Origin of the sequence: Motiliproteus sp. MSK22-1 (assembly GCF_001968815.1) — a bacterium.
Classification (GTDB): domain Bacteria; phylum Pseudomonadota; class Gammaproteobacteria; order Pseudomonadales; family Balneatricaceae; genus Motiliproteus.
In genome coordinates this window covers 24,765-42,681 of the sequence record NZ_MIEQ01000010.1, presented here as the reverse complement: position 1 = coordinate 42,681, position 17,917 = coordinate 24,765, and the positions used below count along the sequence as shown (strand labels likewise).

Annotated in this window: 13 protein-coding genes; 1 reads left to right on the top strand and 12 read right to left on the bottom strand. The window is 44.4% G+C overall.

The window, feature by feature from the left end; translation table 11 throughout:
• Positions 1 to 36: 36 nt before the first annotated feature.
• The 3 genes from BGP75_RS00220 to BGP75_RS00210 all read right to left on the bottom strand — a co-directional run bounded on the left by BGP75_RS00220 (position 37) and on the right by BGP75_RS00210 (position 3,467).
• The gene (locus BGP75_RS00220) at positions 37 to 783 is read right to left on the bottom strand and encodes a polysaccharide deacetylase family protein (RefSeq protein ID WP_083704538.1); all 747 of its coding nucleotides are present in this window, start codon (positions 781 to 783) and stop codon (positions 37 to 39) included.
• Positions 776 to 2,170 carry a glycosyltransferase family protein gene (locus BGP75_RS00215; protein ID WP_076713846.1) on the bottom strand — a complete coding sequence of 465 codons (1,395 nt, stop codon included), beginning with the start codon at positions 2,168 to 2,170 and terminating at the stop codon, positions 776 to 778. Before BGP75_RS00215 ends, BGP75_RS00220 begins: the two co-directional genes overlap by 8 nt.
• Positions 2,171 to 2,264: 94 nt before the next feature.
• Positions 2,265 to 3,467: a glycosyltransferase family protein gene (locus BGP75_RS00210; RefSeq protein ID WP_233152803.1), complete on the bottom strand. Its 1,203-nt coding sequence runs from the start codon at positions 3,465 to 3,467 to the stop codon at positions 2,265 to 2,267.
• Between the two features lie 204 nt (positions 3,468 to 3,671).
• Between BGP75_RS00210 and BGP75_RS00205 the strand changes: the two genes are divergently transcribed.
• Positions 3,672 to 5,030, top strand: coding sequence for an adenylate/guanylate cyclase domain-containing protein (locus BGP75_RS00205; protein ID WP_083704537.1), 1,359 nt, complete (start codon positions 3,672 to 3,674; stop codon positions 5,028 to 5,030).
• Positions 5,031 to 5,067: 37 nt separating this feature from the next.
• On the opposite strand, the gene BGP75_RS00200 is transcribed toward BGP75_RS00205, so the two are convergent.
• The 9 genes from BGP75_RS00200 to BGP75_RS00160 form a co-directional block, all read right to left on the bottom strand.
• A complete protein-coding gene (locus BGP75_RS00200; protein ID WP_076713844.1) occupies positions 5,068 to 5,703 on the bottom strand; it encodes a hypothetical protein in 636 nt (211 codons plus the stop codon).
• Between the two features lie 33 nt (positions 5,704 to 5,736).
• Positions 5,737 to 6,204 carry a cyclic nucleotide-binding domain-containing protein gene (locus BGP75_RS00195; RefSeq protein ID WP_076713842.1) on the bottom strand — a complete coding sequence of 156 codons (468 nt, stop codon included), beginning with the start codon at positions 6,202 to 6,204 and terminating at the stop codon, positions 5,737 to 5,739.
• A 265-nt stretch (positions 6,205 to 6,469) separates the two neighbouring features.
• Positions 6,470 to 6,952: an STAS domain-containing protein gene (locus BGP75_RS00190; RefSeq protein WP_076713840.1), complete on the bottom strand. Its 483-nt coding sequence runs from the start codon at positions 6,950 to 6,952 to the stop codon at positions 6,470 to 6,472.
• 54 nt (positions 6,953 to 7,006) lie between these two features.
• Positions 7,007 to 8,164, bottom strand: coding sequence for a PP2C family protein-serine/threonine phosphatase (locus BGP75_RS00185; RefSeq protein ID WP_076713838.1), 1,158 nt, complete (start codon positions 8,162 to 8,164; stop codon positions 7,007 to 7,009).
• A gap of 159 nt (positions 8,165 to 8,323) precedes the next feature.
• Complete coding sequence (locus tag BGP75_RS00180) at positions 8,324 to 9,115, bottom strand: VacJ family lipoprotein (protein ID WP_076713836.1); 792 nt, start codon at positions 9,113 to 9,115, stop codon at positions 8,324 to 8,326.
• Between the two features lie 144 nt (positions 9,116 to 9,259).
• Complete coding sequence (locus BGP75_RS00175; protein WP_076713834.1) at positions 9,260 to 10,189, bottom strand: porin; 930 nt, start codon at positions 10,187 to 10,189, stop codon at positions 9,260 to 9,262.
• A gap of 556 nt (positions 10,190 to 10,745) precedes the next feature.
• On the bottom strand, positions 10,746 to 14,906 hold the full coding sequence (gene hrpA, locus BGP75_RS00170) for an ATP-dependent RNA helicase HrpA (RefSeq protein ID WP_076713832.1): 4,161 nt from the start codon (positions 14,904 to 14,906) through the stop codon (positions 10,746 to 10,748).
• Positions 14,907 to 15,067: 161 nt separating this feature from the next.
• Complete coding sequence (locus BGP75_RS00165) at positions 15,068 to 16,774, bottom strand: AMP-binding protein (RefSeq protein ID WP_083704535.1); 1,707 nt, start codon at positions 16,772 to 16,774, stop codon at positions 15,068 to 15,070.
• Positions 16,775 to 17,057: 283 nt separating this feature from the next.
• Positions 17,058 to 17,837, bottom strand: a complete 780-nt coding sequence (locus BGP75_RS00160; RefSeq protein ID WP_076713830.1) for a class II glutamine amidotransferase — start codon at positions 17,835 to 17,837, stop codon at positions 17,058 to 17,060.
• Positions 17,838 to 17,917: the final 80 nt, after the last annotated feature.

The following is a 17,917-nucleotide window of genomic DNA, read 5'->3' as shown; positions in this document are numbered from 1 at the left end:
GGGTATTAATGATCAGGCATCAGTGAATAAAGCCATTTAGAACAACTCTTCAGCGCTTAACCAATTAACCGGGTAAGCCTGCAGAAATTCAAATAACTGCTGGCAAAACACCCAACACTCAGAATCATGAGCAAGATGATGAGTCATCAAACCAGTGGCCTCATCTGCATCAACCAAACCAAGTCGACGAGCTGATAAATGATGGATCATTTGCTCTAACGCCCGGGTTTCACCTGCAAATCGTCGCTGCTTCCAGTCAATAATATCAATATGCACATTCACCTGAGTCAAGCCACAGAGAAGACGATCCGAACGCGGTCCCAGTGTTGAAAGTCCGACAAAGCCGAGATCCGCCAAACAGGGCGGTATTTTTGTAGATAGACGGTTCCAAGGAGGCACCAGCACAGGAGCAAATGCTTGTCCTAACAAATGACTCAATTGAGCTAAACCGCTAGTTAGTGGCTGAATAACTTTCGTTATCGGTCGATCATCCCCTAGCTCGCATTTCCGTTTACCAATAGCCGCATAGTTATTATGGTTATAACCATGCTGAAGCGCCATAATTCTTGAGTTATCTGCAAACACATTCTGCAGGTCAGAAGACACTCCCTTGGGGATAACAGCCAAATGCAGAGGCAACTGATAATCCAGGCTTAGTTGGCTCAGTTTGCGCAAGTTCGAAGAGTCCTGTTGAGCGTCATCATCCCGCCACCACATTGTCGGTACCTGGCCTGATTGAGCCCAGAGTTTCAGCTCTTCCTGCAGAGCGTTCCAACTAGACATGGGGAGCATTCCTGGAACTTAGCTGTTGATGCTTTTGCCACCGGTTTTTGATCTGGACAACAGAGTTTTTTGCACCGTTTAAATTAATATGGCTCCACCCTTTTGGTCTGACAGTATTTTCATGTTCTTTCATATCACCAGAACCCTGTCCAGTCTCGCACGACCTGTTAGCAGATCTCTCAGCTACAGCTCTCTCTATAGCCGCAACAAGATGCTCGCTATTCAGATCAGACTCTAAAACCAATTCACAGCGTCCCAATTCCGCCAATCGGCGACTACGACAGAGTTGCTCAGTTTCACCACTGCCTTCAAAGGGCACCAGCACTGAGGGACTGCCGGAAGTCAGAATGTCCATCACGGTGTTATAGCCAGCTTGGGATATAGATAAACTGCAGCGATTTAATAACTGACTGAAGTCACTGCGAATTGGTTCCAAAATACACCCATCATCAGCCAAACCTGCCAGAGACTTCTGTTCTAACGAAGTAAAGTTTGGCCCGAGAAGAAAACGCCAGGTCAAATGGGACAACGACGAGAACTTCTTACAGACCAACGCCGTCTTCATCAACTCAAAGCCCACAGCACCGCCACCTGCGGAGACAAGCACTTCATTCCTGCCAGCGGAATCAAAATCACCTGTTCCTGTACTTTCGTTAGATTCAAGAGAATTAGTTTTATCAGTACAGCCAGTCTCGTGGAACCCTGCTATGTCAGGATCAACCAGGTCGCTGGATTCAGAGCGATATTCCTGTTCAGTAACATAGCCAGTATAAAACAACTTATTGGTCAGCTCGTCGGCCTGGGGAAAGCTATCCCGTAACGGGATAAAGGATTCATCTCCATGAACCATCACGTAGTCAAAATATTGATCCAGCAATGCCAGTGTTTCGGCGACCCTCTCAGGTTTTCGTCCTTGAAGAATATCCCGGATTGAACAAATAACCAGCGGGGAACTCAGCTTCTTCTGAAAACCACGGTCTACTTTCACTCCAACATCAGAACGTTGCTTGGCAGCGGCCAATAGAGGTTTCAATTCCCAGCGCAACTGCCTTCGGCCAAAAGGGTAATTCTCTACCACTAAAATATCTGGCGCAGTCTGGGAAAACACCTGCAATAACTGCTCGCAGCGAAGACGTTTAAACTCTTCAGTTAGCGGGTTTCCGGCGGAGTCGACTAAGGCAGAAAACTGGGCATCAGCAGCTTTAACTGCTGGTAACTGGAAAACCTCTGCCTGCTGAAAACCAAACTGTTTTACAGGCTCTCCTCCAGAAACCACGGTAACCTTAAATCCCGCCTCTGCCCAGGCCTTTACCAGCAAAGATGCTCGTTTGATATGACCAATCCCAAGTAGATGCTGGACATAAAACAGAATACGAGGTCGCTTCATCAAATCACTCTGTAAATCTCAAACAGACATCAATAATCAATATGGCTTACCCATCATTACCATACCGGTGAACAATTTTTGGCTACGGAAAGACCTAGTTGTAGGTACGAATAATATCAATAAAGCGCTCATTAACCGTCTCCAGACCCCGTAGAAAGCCTTTAGGCATAACCTCTGAAGGCTTTTCCTGTTGAGCCAACGACTTTAACGCCTCAACCATTCGGTGGTTATCAATGCCTCCCCGAGGATCCAGCAACTTAACCAGATTCAGCTGAGCAGCATTCTGTGCACGAATTAACTGCTCCTCTCTTGGAGTGGTTCGGGGAATAATCAGCGCTCGTTTATTAAACGATAGTATCTCACAAAAAGTGTTATAGCCCCCCATCGCAACAACTCCTGCCGCATGATCCATTAGCGACTCCATATGATTATCGAAGGTAATAAGGCTCGCATTATCCAGGCGGTCGATACGTTCTTTAAAGTTCTCTTGATTGGCAAGGCTCATGAAAGGACCTACAACAAACAGACCGTGCCAGGGAAGATCACCTGCGGACTCATAGGCACTCAGAACCCATTCAACCATTTCAACACCATCACCCCCGCCTCCAGGAGTAACTAAGAGGTAAGGGTGAGGTATGTCGGCAAGATGCTTGGACTGGACTTTCTCAGGCAGGGCCCGCGGTAAGTAACCGGTATAATGTTGTTTATTCTTGATTGTCTCGGGAATATCCAGTCCTGCCAGGGGATCCCCCATAGATATATCACCATATACCCATAGCTCATCGTAATATTGCTCCAGAGCAGGAATCGCATTTTTGGTAGCCCATTCTTCACGCAATAACCTGGGCGCATCCAACACATCACGAAGCCCAAGAACAACCGGCTTACCCTTTCGCTTTAACATCTTTAATGTGGATTCGACTTCCCCTTTTAACCCCAGGGGTTCCTTATCCACAATAAATAAGTCAGGATCAAATATTTCTGCGGTATGAAGGATGATAGATTCCCTCATCGCCAGAGTATGTTCCAGGTTTATGTGCAATCCCAGTGAAGTGTAGTCTCCATTACGCAGCTTGATCACTCCGGGTATACGGACAAAATCCACACGGACTTTAAACTCAAACCGGCCAATAATAGGCGAGCCTGTAAGAATCAGAACAGAAAGACCTTTAAATTGTTCAACCAGGGAATGGGCTAAAGCACGACATCTCCGGAGATGGCCAAGGCCGAAAGTATCGTGGCTATACATCAGCACCCGAGCATTTTCTAGCTTACCCGGCATCGAAAATTCGGTCATTCAGACACTTCCCCAAAAGAAACAGGCATCTTAATTTATCCGCCCATGCATTACAAACCACAGCTATGTAATCAAGACCTTAAAAACATCGCTGCAACCTAAGCTTGAGTGGGATAGACTGCTTCAAGGTACCGTTATATACGCTTTGGTAACAGAATCACCGTAACGAAACCACTTACTTCATCTCTATAAAGCAACTAATCCATGAAACAGCCTATTTCTGACATGCTAAAGGATATCGCTCAGGTTTCAAAACACCACTCGTTACTCCCTCAGCGAGTGCATTTAAAAATCAATCGGCACCAGGAGAAAAGTGAACAACTTATCGCCTGGGTTCAGCTAGGTGTTGTTATCACTTTTGCTGCGTTATACGCACTTTCTCCAAAAACATTTCCAGATGATGTCGCCTTTGCACCAGTGCCTTGGGTGCTTTCAGCATATTTTGTTTTTACAGTTGTCCATCTCTATTACAGTCACCGGCGCTTGCCTCCAAACTGGTTTACCTACTTTTCGATAATGATAGATATGGCACTGATATATCTACTGATTTGGAGTTTTCATATCCAATACATGCAGCCTCCTGCCTTCTATCTCAAGGCACCGACATTACTCTATGTATTTATTTTTATTGCGATGAGAGCACTGAGGTTTGAAGTCAGGTTTATACTATTTTCTGGAGCTGTAGCAAGCTTCGGCTGGCTGCTGATGATTTATTACGTCATCAGAGCAGACCCTCAAAACTCAATGATAACTAACGATTATATTCACTACCTCACCTCAAACAGTGTTCTTCTTGGAGCAGAATTCGACAAAATTATCAGTATTGTCATTGTCAGCCTGGTCCTCTCTGCTGCTGTATTCAGAGCCAGAAAATTACTTGTTGAATCTGTCATTGAGGCGAATGTGGCGGAAGACCTCGCTCACTTCGTGCCCAACGAAGTAGTAGCCGACTTGAAACGTTCAGAAAATGTACCTCTCGCAGGCAATGCGCACACCTATTCCGCATCAGTAATGTTCACCGATATTGTTTCCTTCACAACTATCAGTGAAAAACTACCACCAGAAACCGTTGTTGCAACCCTGAATGGCTATTTTACAGCCGTCGAGAAAGTACTGGACAGCTATGGAGGAATCATCAATCAGTTTCAAGGGGATGCGATACTTGCAAGCTTTAATCGCCCCCACAACGGACTGTCTCCATCAGAATGCGCTGTTCAAGCTGCTATTGATATCCAACTTATGCTAAGCGACCAATCATTTGGCGACAGCAATTATCAAACAAAGCTGGGAACACGGATTGGAATAAATACCGGGGAAGTGGTCGGTGGTTTTATGGGTTCTGATCAGCGTCTTATCTATACGGTGCACGGAGATGTTGTAAATCTTGCAGCTCGACTAGAACAACTCAATAAAGAATTCCAGAGCAAGATTCTCGTTTCAGAAGCAACAAGATCCCAATGCAAAAACCGATTATTCAACTTTGTACCTCAAGGAGAAGCAAGAGTAAAAGGACGAACAGAATCGACCTCGGTATTTTCCGTTGAGCCAACGCAAGAATTATAAAAAGCGACTATCAATATCACTTCAACATTGAATAGTCTTATGAGCACGTACGTAAGCTTAAAAGCTCAATAAGCTTAGTTATGTTTTGGCGCGCCTGGTCCTCGTGATATAAGCGAAAAGCCTGACTGTAGTATATATAGGGCCGGGACATCAACGATTGTAAAAAATCAATTTGACAGCGACAAAGCTCACCTTCATCAAGGTGGCTACGCTCTGCCCTGCAACGAGCAGTATCTTTTAGATAGGGATGCCAAGGACGAGCAAAACTGGCGAGATCAATATCCACCAGTAGTGAAGCATCGTCGTTGGATGGAGGCTGCTGATGAGTTGTGTCCATAATCAGCTGGCATATTTTATCTTGCCTGTCTTTAGAGATCCCATCCGCCGATAGCTTGCGAAATAAACCAGCACTACGATTTTCATGTCCAATCGGTTCAGGCCCATAACAGGCGTCATGAAACCAGATTGCCAATTCGATAGCGTCAGGATCAACGGTCAAGTCACGGTATCGATCAAACCATTCAAGGCAAAGTTCAATATGGTCTGAGTTATGATAATTTCGAATCGGCTCAGCATACAGATCAGCCAGATAATCAAACACTCGACCAGGCTCCCACGCATTTCCCCCAGAGACATTTCGCTGCCATAACTGATGAAAACGGGAAGAGTCCATAACTGCGCTCTCTTGAATAATATAATCTCTGGGTTAGTGCTTTGCTAAAGCATTCAGTCGATGCTGAAGACACTCATTAGCATGATGAGCTTCTGTGAGTTTATCACTGAGCTGACGCATCACATCCAGAGCCACTTCAGGATTCCCTGTCAGCAGCTGAAGAAATACATCATCTTCTATTCTCAATACAGTTAACGGACCTTTGGCTCTTACGGATGCTGATCTTCCTTGACTTGATATTACCGCCATTTCACCGATAAGCGAATCTTCACCACGAACAATTGAAGAGCTACTTCCATTATCAGAGTCAACCAGGATCTCTACTTGCCCTTCCATCACCAGATAGACACTGTCGGCAGGGTCATCCGCATGAAACAGTATATCGCCGTCGTCATACTCAACAAGCTTGCTGGTGAATGCGAGCAACTTCAGCTTAGATGCTTCCATCTTGGAAAACATCGGGATCTGACTGAGCCGATCAACCTCTTGATTTATATCCAAACGAGTCCACCTACATGCCGAAAAAATAGCCTGTCAGCATAGATTCTCATTTGTTTAAGCAGAGGTCAAGGTAGTCATCGCAATCAGCACCCTACAATAACTGTCAAGAGCCTTAGTAACTCTAGGTCAACAATTGCTGGAATCGAAACAAATCAGCATCTTAGAATAAGAATCATTGCAGGTAGAGGCATCGGCATAAAGTGGATACGCAAAACTGGGATGCGTACTTTAATAACGACAAATAACTGTAGGTGTCCAATAGTGTTTAATCATTCTCCAATGATCGAACCAAATCCCGAAAAGACTCTCTATTATGCTCATTGAGATCCATCAAAACTCGATGTGCGGCCACAACCCTATCCTTTACCTGCTCCTCAGTCTCTTGCAAAACAGTAAGCTCCCGCAGTTGTTCAGCCCCTTGCACAGCGTCACGGATGAGGATAAAAACTTTATCGAACCCCATACTCAAAAGTATTCGACTGATATCTTCATTGGTTGAGACAATCGTTGGTCGAACCTGATGGTGCCGCTTCATTTTCACGGCTATCTTAGCAATCAATCCTAACGAGGTACTATCAATACCATCAGTCTCTGACAGATCAATGATAACTGTTTTAAAGCCTTCATTATCGAGCATACTCTCTAAAAATAAATCCAATGTAGAACAAAGTGTCAGACGCACATCCCCAACAAACTTAAGGATGTAGTTACCATCCTGTTCTGCAAATAGAATTTTACCTTTCTGCATTGTTAGTCAACTTTATCAGACAATTTTCAGGCGGTGCATTCCAGACAAACAGATCTAAACTACCCGAGACACACATAAAGCAGCAATATCATCAGGAGCCTCTTCGATTTGATCAACCCCCAAAGCCTTTGCCAAGTCTTGTAGGTCATCATAGCCCCGGGCCGCAGTCTCCAGCAAGACATTTTCCTTAGCCTTTAGGTCAGGCTGATCCAAAATCTCGAGAATTCCGTCAGAGAACAACGTTAAACAAAATTCTTCTTCCAATTCAACAATACGACCATCGAACTGGGCATCATCAAACAAACCAACAGGCATACCACTGCCGGCAAGAAATTCAGCTTTTCCACTCTGCTGAAGAATAGGCATAGGAAAATGCCCCCCAACACCGTATTGTAGTGTATTTTCTATCCGATCAAGCAAGCCTACAAAAATGGTCAGGTGTTTTCCAAGCCCTGTATCGAGAAGCTCGGTATTAATACGGGAAAGAACATCTGTAGGGGAGAGTATATGAAAACTTGAACCACGGTTATAATTTCTCAATAACCGATTGGTCATATTTTTCAACAAAACAGTAACAAATGCTGATGAAGCGCCATGACCAGATATATCAGCTAAATAAAACATCGAAAGAGATTCAGATATCTTAAAAAAATCGATAAAGTCTCCGCTTAAAAACAGAGAAGGCTTTATACGATATTCAAAACGATAGTCGTTAATAACGACTTCATTTGGCGGCAACATTTTTTGCTGGACATGGCGCCCCGCCTGCTGGTCTTCTTGCAATAGTGCAAGGCTCTGCTCCAATTCATCACGAAAATACTGACTATCAGCAATAACCTTGGCTTTGTTCAACTGGCGCAACACCGAACGAACTAAATACTCAGGTTCATCAATAGGGAGAACAAAGAAATCACTGGCACCCTGTCTTAGCGCCTTGATAACCCGACCATTATTCGAATCGGAAGCAAAAGCAACAACAGGGTTTGGTTTTACTTTGTCCGATATAGTGGCAAGCCAGCTCTCATCCTCTTCCAGAGGAGTCGTAAAAACGATATCCGGGGCCAACTCATCTACTGCTTCCAGCGCAGCCACAGAACCAGAAACCTCTACAAGCTCTACTGATTCCTTAGTAAGAACAGATTTAAGAGCTTCATGACTGACAGTGTCCAATGGACTATCTGAAACAAGAAGACAATAGCGATCAGAATTCATACTACTCGCCTATTCAGCGCCCACAGTTAGGATCATTACGTCATACTTCCTAGGGTGAGTATACTCCTAAGAGAGAGCGCCGCAAAACCACCATATTCGCCATGTTTAATTAAGCGAAGAAAAATACAGAAAGAGCTTCTATGGCGAAATCAATAGTTATTAAAAGCCATCATCATCAAAGGTTTCTTCGACTGCACCATCAGCTACCAAGAACTTACGACGCTGCAGGTAAGCATCTCGAATAAAGCTATACCGATCACCCGAAATCAATCTTTCTGTGCTGATTAATTGTGATCGTATATCAATTACACGTAAACCTCTGAGCCAAAATCGGGCATCGGCGCCTTCCACGTAGGTAACTGGGTCAAGGTAACTATCAGGCAATAAAGAAATTCCATCGCGCACATTACTTGGACCAAAGAATGGCAAAACCAGATAAGGTCCCGTATCAACCCCCCAATAGCCAAGCGTTTGACCAAAATCTTCGTTCTTCTTTTCAAGCCCTAATGGAGTTGCCACATCAATCAAACCGGCAATTCCAAAAAATGTGTTTGCTGTTATACGCGATATATTATGAGCCGCATCATGAAATTTTAACTGAAACAGCGAATTAAAGAATGTACCAACATCTCCCAAATTACCAAAAAAATTATGCACGCCTGTTTCAACAGGATCGGGAACAACAGCTCGGTAACCTTTTGTTACTGGCAGCAAGATATTTTCATCAAGAACTTCATTAAATGAAAACATGGTACGATTAAAACCACTCCAAGGATCGATAGCACTACCCTCGGAAGCCATATTCTGGCCTGCTCCGTCTGCGACATTCTTTTCTTCAACAAAGGTGTCTTCAGCACTCAATTTCTCGGTGCCCTTCTTCTCTGCCAATACTGAATTTGCTGCACAGATCAAAAAAACTAAAACAATAGACTTCTTAATGCGAGAGATCAATGGGTTATTCCTTATAACGCCGTTGCACAAAAGTAAGGACAATAATAGCAGACCCGCCGAGGAATAAAACATTACAACCCTATACAAACGAAAAAAGGGTTCCTCAAGGAACCCTTTTTTAATACTTTAGCTTTCTAAACTAAATTAGAATGCCAAGCTGTATCCAAGGCTAAGCGCATCGTTGCCAGCAGCATCGTTACGGTCTTGGTACTGAACGTAAGTGTACGCTTTAGCACCCAGCTTGTAACCAGCGTGAAGGATGATCTGCTCGCCATCATCGTTACCAGAAGCATTTTCAACTTCATCGTAACCAGCCTTCAGAACAGCCTTGCCAATGGTGTAGGAAGCAGCGATAGCGAAGTTGTTAGTGCTTTCGCCACCGTTGTCGATGTCAGCATAGTAACCAGCTACGTAGAATGCGTCCATAGAGTAAGAAACTGCTGCTTCAATGATTTCGCTGTCATCAGTAGCAGCGCCACCCAAAGACTCTTTGTCAGTTTCAGTGTAGGAGATAGCAGCACCCAGACCGTTCGCAGAGTAATTAACACCTACTGCAGTCAGATCAACGTCTTCATCAGCACCGCCCAGGTTAGCTTCAGTAACAACCTGAATGTAAGCTTCCAGACCACCCATGCTAGGAGTCACGTAGCTCATGGAGTTACCGTAACGGTCAGGAGTAGCAACAGCGTAACCAGAACCACGCTTGAAGATATCAGCCTTATGAGTAGCAGAAGCGTGTGCATTCTGACGACCGAAGATTACAGAACCGAAACCGCCTTTCAAACCAACCAAGGATTTACGAACAGTTGTATCGTTGCTTACAGCGCCACTCAGAGAATCTCCGTTAGCATTGAATTCCCACTCAAACTGGTAAAAGCTTTCCAGGCCTTCGATATCGTTGTCTACTGTACCCTTAACACCAAGACGAGTCTTGTTCATGTTAAGGTCAAGATCATTGTTGTCTTCGTCAATAAGACGCATTTCGGCGATACCGTACAGAGTAGCGTCGGCTTGCGCCAGGATTGGAGCAGTCATTGCACCGGCAACAGCCAGGGCGATCAGTGACTTCTTCATTAAAATTTCCCCTTCAAGTTTTAACATACTAGTAGTTAAACAGTTTTTTATTACGCATCTCGATCACCTGTATTCAGGCTCATCTGAGAAATCACTAAAATTCCAAACGTACCCAACTCTAACTCAGCTCAAGAAAAAAATGTAGACCTAAAAATAAAAAATGCTGCCTTTTTATTCATTTAATTTGCTTTTTTGATGTTTTTTTTACACGAACAATTAAATATCGTCCAAAAACCACACAAATTGTCTATTTTCCTTTCTTAACCGGTCCAAGTCGTTCAATTGACTGCCCACTTCAAATCAACGCTTCCTTCAAACGAAATTTGAGGCCTTCAAGGCAATCACAGCGCTTTACTAACGCTAAATCTAAAAAATTTGCGGTATTCAACCATGTTTTTATCAGAGCGTCAACATACGAACTCATTCTCACACAACACCGCCGTCCCTGCCCCGGAGCAATCATCACCGCTATCCGCCATAACTGTATAAACAGAATTTGATATATTGGCGCCAATTATCCATAGAGCGATGGCCAGCCAATTAAAACAAGTGTTTTCTATTGACATTCACGCCATAGTTTATCAAGACGCTTCGAGGATATTGTTGAAACAGTTCCCAGTTGTTGTGCAAACAATGAAATTCGATATTCTTCAAGCATCCAGCGATATGTTTCTCTTGCCGAGAGTTCTCCGGCCTTAACGACAGCAACTTCAGCTAATTTTTCGTAGCGCTGCCAAAATGCGGTCAACTGCTCACTATAGAAACGCTGCTGATTTAAGTCACGTTGGTATTTTTCCAGCCGCAGTTCAACGGCTTTTAGGTAAAACGAATAACGATTCAACCAAACGGGCGGGGTACTGCTCAGAAAGCCAACAAAGACCAAGTGTGACAGCTGGCTTTTAATATCATTTAGAACTACAACTGAATCCAGCGAAACTGTTCCACTAAGTGATTTTTTCAGCTTATGGTAGGCACTCATAATTTCGTAAAGCTGTATCGCTAACAAATTCCCCTGTTCAATGAAGCTACCTTTGCCGGTACTTAGTGCTTCTGAAAACTGTTCTTTTGTTCTTGGTAATGGTTTTTGCTGTAAAAATGTACGCTCTACAACTGCATCGAGAAAATCCTGCCAAAGTGCATCTTTGTTCCCAACTTTTGCAAACAACAGTTCACTTTGCTGCCAATGAGGCAGTTTCTTACGCAACTGACTTATCTGAGGACCCAGTTGTAGCTGCAGCAGTCGCACCACACCTCTTTTGTGGGAGGCTGCGGCTTCTTCGCTATTACTAAAGATACGAATACCAATTTCGCTATATTGACTGTTCTTCGCTTCTTCAAGACTCTCACCTTTGGCTTTACTGGATCTATTCCGATGCAGGTTACTGATTGCTCCGCTGTCTTTGCCCTCTGAATCTAGAGCCAGTGCGGGATAAACAGTAATTTTCATTCCCGCTTGAGATCGTTCCGCCTGCTGCGGCAGACTCCCAAAATCCCATTGTTTGATATCGACTCTTTCCAGACCTGACTCGTCCTTGGCTGGTTGAATAGTACGATTACCAAACTGTTTGAAAAGAGCTTGCCAGTTACGTCCAGCGCTGAGTGATTCTCCATCCTCATCAAGAACCAGAATTCGCATTTTATGGTGTTCTTCAAGCGCATCTATATTCCAGCTGTCCACTGGTATCAATACCCCCGTCATCCTCCTTAAACTTTGGCTTAATGCCTGGGTCAATTCAGTATCATCTGGTATTGCCGCGTCCAGAAAGGCATCCACGTAATCAGGTATTGGGACAAAGTTCTTGCGTATCGCTTTCGGTAATAATTTCAACATCGCAATACATTTTTGTTTAAGCATCCCCGGAACCAACCACTCAAGCCTGTTCTGAGGCAACAGATTCAACGCACCTACTGGAACAGAGATCGTGACACCGTCATCGCCTGCGCCAGGTTCAAAACGGTAGCTTAATCTAAAACTCATACCTTCCCAGTCAAGGCTATCTGGATACTGTACCTGAGTAATCGTTGTCGCATCGTGCTGCATCAATTGATCACGAGTCAGAAACAGGGCTTTGGGGTCTTCCTGCTCAACGCACTTACGCCATTGTTCAAATGAAGCCCCATTAACAACTTTGTCTCCTCTCGCGTTACTCTGAGTATGATTTTTTCCATCGAAGATAAGCTTTTGTCGGTAAAATTCGTAGAGTTGCTCTTCATCTACCACAATGTCCCGGCGCCTTGATTTATCTTCTAACGCTTCTATTTCTGAAATTAAGGCGCGATTGTGTTCAAAGAACGGCGCACGCGTCTGAAAATCCCCTTCAACCAGCGCAGAGCGGATAAAAATCTGCTGACTCTCCTGAGGGTCGATTGCTCCGTAATGCACTTTACGTCGGGACACGATGGGAAGCCCGTACAAAGACTGCTGCTCATAGGCAACTACTTGAGCCGGTTTACGCTCCCAATGGGGCTCACTGTAAGATTTTTTAACCAAATGACGGCCTAAACTTTCCAACCAGCGGGGATCTATTTTGGCAACACATCGCGCATAAAGCTTGGTTGTTTCAACCAATTCAGCAGCCATAATCCATTTCGCTTTCCCCTTACTGAGAACGGATCCGGGAAAAACCATAAACTTACGATTTCGCGCACCAAGGTATTCTCTGTTCTCTTGTTTAACCCCTACATGACTCAGTAGTCCGGACAGAAGAGACTTGTGAATAGCACTGTAATTGAAGCTGTCCTCAACGCCGACATTTGTACGATCACCATTTTTCGTATTCTTATTGGCAGTTGCTGATAAGGCTTTTTTACTCTGATCCCGGCTATCAACAGCCCTGTTTTTCTCTGAAAAACCAAGATCCTTACAGGCAAGATGTAACTGCCGGTGTAGATCACGCCACTCGCGCATACGCATAAACGCCAGGAAGTTCTTTCTACAATAGCTCCTTAACTGACCATTGCTGAGCTGCTGCCTTTGTAACTCATAGGCATTCCATAAATTAAGAAAGCCAATAAAATCAGAATCTTTATCCGTGTGGATTCGGTGCTTTTCATCAGCTTGTTGCTGCTTATCCAAAGGACGCTCGCGAGGGTCCTGCACACTCAACGCGCTGGCGATAATTTGAACGTCGCTCAGGCACTGGTTTTTTTCCGCCTCAATTATCATCCTGCCAATTCGAGGGTCTACAGGGAGCTTACTCAGTTGCTTTCCTACTTTCGTCAGACGTCCTCGTGAGTCTAAAGCACCCAACTCCTGTAGTAGGCGAACTCCGTCTTTAACGAATCGTGAATCAGGCGGATCAATAAAAGGAAACTCCTCCACCGGTCCTAGTTTTAAATTCTCCATCTGCAAGATAACAGCAGCCAAATTAGTACGAAGAATCTCGGCATCGGTAAAGGCAGGTCGTGACGTAAAATCATCCTCACTGTAAAGGCGAATACAAATACCTTCAGCTACACGCCCGCAACGTCCCTTTCGCTGGTTGGCGCTGGCTCGTGAAACAGGCTCGATTGGTAGCCGTTGAACTTTAGAGCGGTAGCTGTAACGGCTTATACGAGCAAAACCGGGATCGATAACATAGCGTATACCAGGCACGGTCAGAGAAGTTTCAGCCACGTTAGTAGCCAATACTATACGTCTGCCTTTTCCTGTCGGACGAAAGATACGATTTTGTTCAGAGCTACTTAAACGGGCATAAAGAGGCAGTATTTCCGTATCGCGAAGCTTTTGCTTTCTTAAAGCATCAGCAGTCTCGCGAATATCCCTTTCGCCGCTGAGAAATATGAGCACATCCCCCCTCTGACGTACACCCCGTTTTTTTTCCAACAGCTCAATTTCAGTGACGGTATGAACAATCGCTTGCTGTAAATCAAGATCCTTTTCCTGACCTTTCTGCTGTTCTTGTTGCTGCTCCGCTGCGGACTGACGAATATCTTCCAAAGGTCGATAAATAACTTCTACCGGATAGGTTCTACCGGAAACTTCAATAATAGGCGCTTTATCAAAATGATTAGAGAAACGCTCAAGATCAATCGTAGCAGACGTAATTATCAGCTTAAGGTCTGGGCGCCGAGGTAACATACGTTTGAGGTAACCCAAGAGGAAATCAATATTAAGACTGCGTTCATGGGCTTCATCAATGATGAGAGTATCGTATCGCAGCAGCAAAGGATCATGCTGAATCTCGGCCAACAAAATCCCATCTGTCATCAGCTTCACACGACTCTGCTCACCAAGAGCATCGCTAAATCGCACTTGATACCCGACCATACTACCGAGCTCTACCTGCAATTCTTCAGCAATGCGATTTGCAACTGCTCTTGCCGCCAAACGCCGGGGCTGCGTATGACCAATGAGTCCGAAGCGCCCCCTTCCGAGCTCTAAACAAAACTTAGGTAATTGAGTGGTTTTCCCCGATCCGGTTTCACCCGCCAAAATAACCACCTGATGCTTGTCTATCAGGCTAATGATTTCTGTTCGCTTAGAACAGATCGGTAAGTCATCGTCATAATTGGGACTGAGCGGAGCAGAGGAACGTCTTTCCACCGCCGCCGCTGAGCGCGAGACCCTATCTTCAAAGCGCTTTAGCAATCGATCAAAGGGCTTTCCACTGACCTGGTTACGCTTTATTGCAGCAAGAATCTTTTTTAATTCCTGACGGTCAGCAATCAGACAGTGATCTATCTGATTGTTCAGTTTCTCAATAGCGGAGTTCAAAAGAAGGCCCTAAATTCAATAACAGGTATGCGGAGAGCAATTATAGGGTGTATAAGGGTGGTGCTCCATAGTTTTACAGTCAGCGAAGGAAAAACAATCTGTTCTATCGTTTCTCTTAATGTTGCTCCCTAAGACTTTATCACTAACATAAAAAGGAGTTTTCAGGGCTTTCTACCATTTGTTTTGCCATTTGTCGCCAATTTATTCAGCTCTTCATCTCTAAGCGCTCGGCGTAATACTTTTCCGATATTGCTTTTTGGTAATACCGTTCGAAATTCAACTTGGCTGGGCACTTTGTATGCTGTTAATCGTTCTCTCGCATAATCCCGCACCTGATTAACGCTCAGTTGCAAATTCCGACTAACAACAAACAGCTTGATTAGCTCACCACTCGAATCACAAGGCAATCCAATGGCTACACATTCATCAATATCAGGATGGCCCGAAATAATTTCTTCAAGTTCGTTAGGATAAACATTGAAGCCGGAAACATTAATCATATCTTTCTTACGATCAACAATTCGGATATAGCCATCATCCTGAATCTGTGCGATATCTCCCGTTTTAAGCCAGCCATCAACAGATAAAACCAGGTCTGTTTCTTCAGGCTTCTGCCAGTAACCTTTCATCACCTGGGGACCGCGAACACAAAGCTCACCAATCCCATCCTTTGGTACAACTGACCCATCCTCATCCAACAACTGCACCTCTGTTCCCGGTATCGGAGGACCGATTGTCCCTAATTGAACACCATCGGGTGGGTTTACCGACACGATTGGAGACGTCTCCGTTAGACCGTAGCCTTCAATAACTTCACATCCCGTCATCGCTTTCCACCTGTCCGCCGCAGCCTGAGTCAAAGCCATACCACCGGATAAGGTCAACTTTAAATGACTAAAATCCAGCTCACTAAAGCCTGGATTTTTACACAGCGCTACAAATAACGTATTCAGCCCACTGAAAACTGTAAACTTCCATTTTTTAAGCTCTTTAATAAAGGCGGAAATATCACGAGGATTAGTTATTAAAACTACATGATTACCCATTTCCATCATCAGGACACAGTTCAGCGTAAACGAGTAAATATGGTACAGCGGCAACGGTGCAATGGTCGTTTCTTGACCGACGCTGGTTACTTTACTCAGCAAATCTTTTACCTGCAGGACATTTGCCAGGATATTGGCATGACTCAACATAGCCCCCTTCGCTATACCGGTCGTTCCACCGGTATACTGCAAAAGAGCTGTATCATTCCGACTGACTGAAACCGCATTTACGTTGAGCTTTGCCCCTGCTTTCATAGCATTGGTAAACGAGATAGCCTGCGGTAAATGGTAATCGGGGATCATACGCTTAATATGCTTAATAACACCGTTAACCAATAACCGACGCATCGGTCCTAATGCGTCTCCAACTTCAGTCACGATAACAGTATTGATATCGGTTTTATCAACAACCTTCTCGACCAGATGAGCCATGTTAGCCAACACGACGAGTGCTTTTGCTCCAGAATCCTTAAACTGAAACTCCATCTCCTCTGCGGTATACAAAGGATTGGTATTAACAACCACTAACCCGGCTCTCAAAGCGGAAAATAGAACAATTGGATACTGCAGTAAATTAGGTAATTGAATTGCAATACGATCACCCGGTACCAAGTTGGTCTGATGCTGCAAAAAGGCAGTGAAATCATTAACTGATTGTCGTAGGTTCCTGTACGTGAGGGTTTTACCCAAATTTGAAAATGCAGGCTGATCCGCATATCGATCACAGGAGTCATCAAAGAGATCGATCAGAGTCTCGTAGACTCCAAAATCAATCAACTCATTCTCGAAACTGTCAGCGTTCACGGCACCATTTAATTGCACAGACTTTCCTTAATCAATGACAACAAATTACATTATATACGACCTTCGTCTAACCCACTGTAGACCAATGAGCTGAAGAGGAAAAGTACAGATTTCAAATGAAATAAAAACAGCCACGCAGCAGCTCGCACCAACCGATTAATTCGATCAATAATCAGCTCTGCCGAGACTGTTACACAAATAACTTATCAAGGAAGCGTAGCGATTGAGGCAACAGATAGATAATAACGTTGTCCGTTAAGATTCAATGGGCTCGTCGGGTAGCTGAATCTTTACGCAGGGTTCATCGCTGTTGACTGATCACCAAACCATTACGAAACACAATCATTTCACCGATTTCCAACTTGTTCCATACTTCATTATCCGTTAATGGAGCCGTTGCAATCATAGTAACGACATCCGTAGGTGTCGTTTTTTCACAAAAATCCACGACGACTTCAACATCAGACAAAGAGGCCTGTCCAAAGGGAGCCTTACGGGTAATCCAATGGAGCTTAGTGCTGCAATAAGCCATCAGATAACAGGAGTCCGTTAACAACATGTTAAAAACTCCTAGCTCACGAAGCTGATCACTTCGGGTCTTAACAAACCCTATTAGCTCATCATAGCTATCCGGTCTTTCCGGGAAAGCCTCCCGTATTTCACCCAAGAGCCAGCAAAAGGCATATTCACTATCAGTCGTCCCAATTGGTCGGTAATGAGTTAAGGGTAACTCGAACACTGATTGATCCAACTGACCATTGTGAGCGTATGTCCACATTTGCCCCCATAACTCTCGGCTGAATGGATGGGTGTTTTCCAGACAGATATCTCCGACATTTGCCTGTCGGATATGGCTAATCACGACGTGACTTTTGATTGGGTAATCTTTAACAAGCTGGGCAATTTTGGAATTTACGCTTGGATTCGGATCATGAAAGCTGCTCAAGCCCCGCCCTTCATAAAATGCGATGCCCCAGCCGTCTTTATGGGGCCCAGTACGCCCGCCCCGTTGCATCAATCCGGTAAAACTAAAGCAAACATCCGTAGGCACATTGGCACTCATGCCCATTAATTCGCACATCGTATTCACTTTTCCCTAATCAGTTTCGATGACAACTACTCTATAGCTCTCTTAAATACAGGAACATTACCTAATATAAG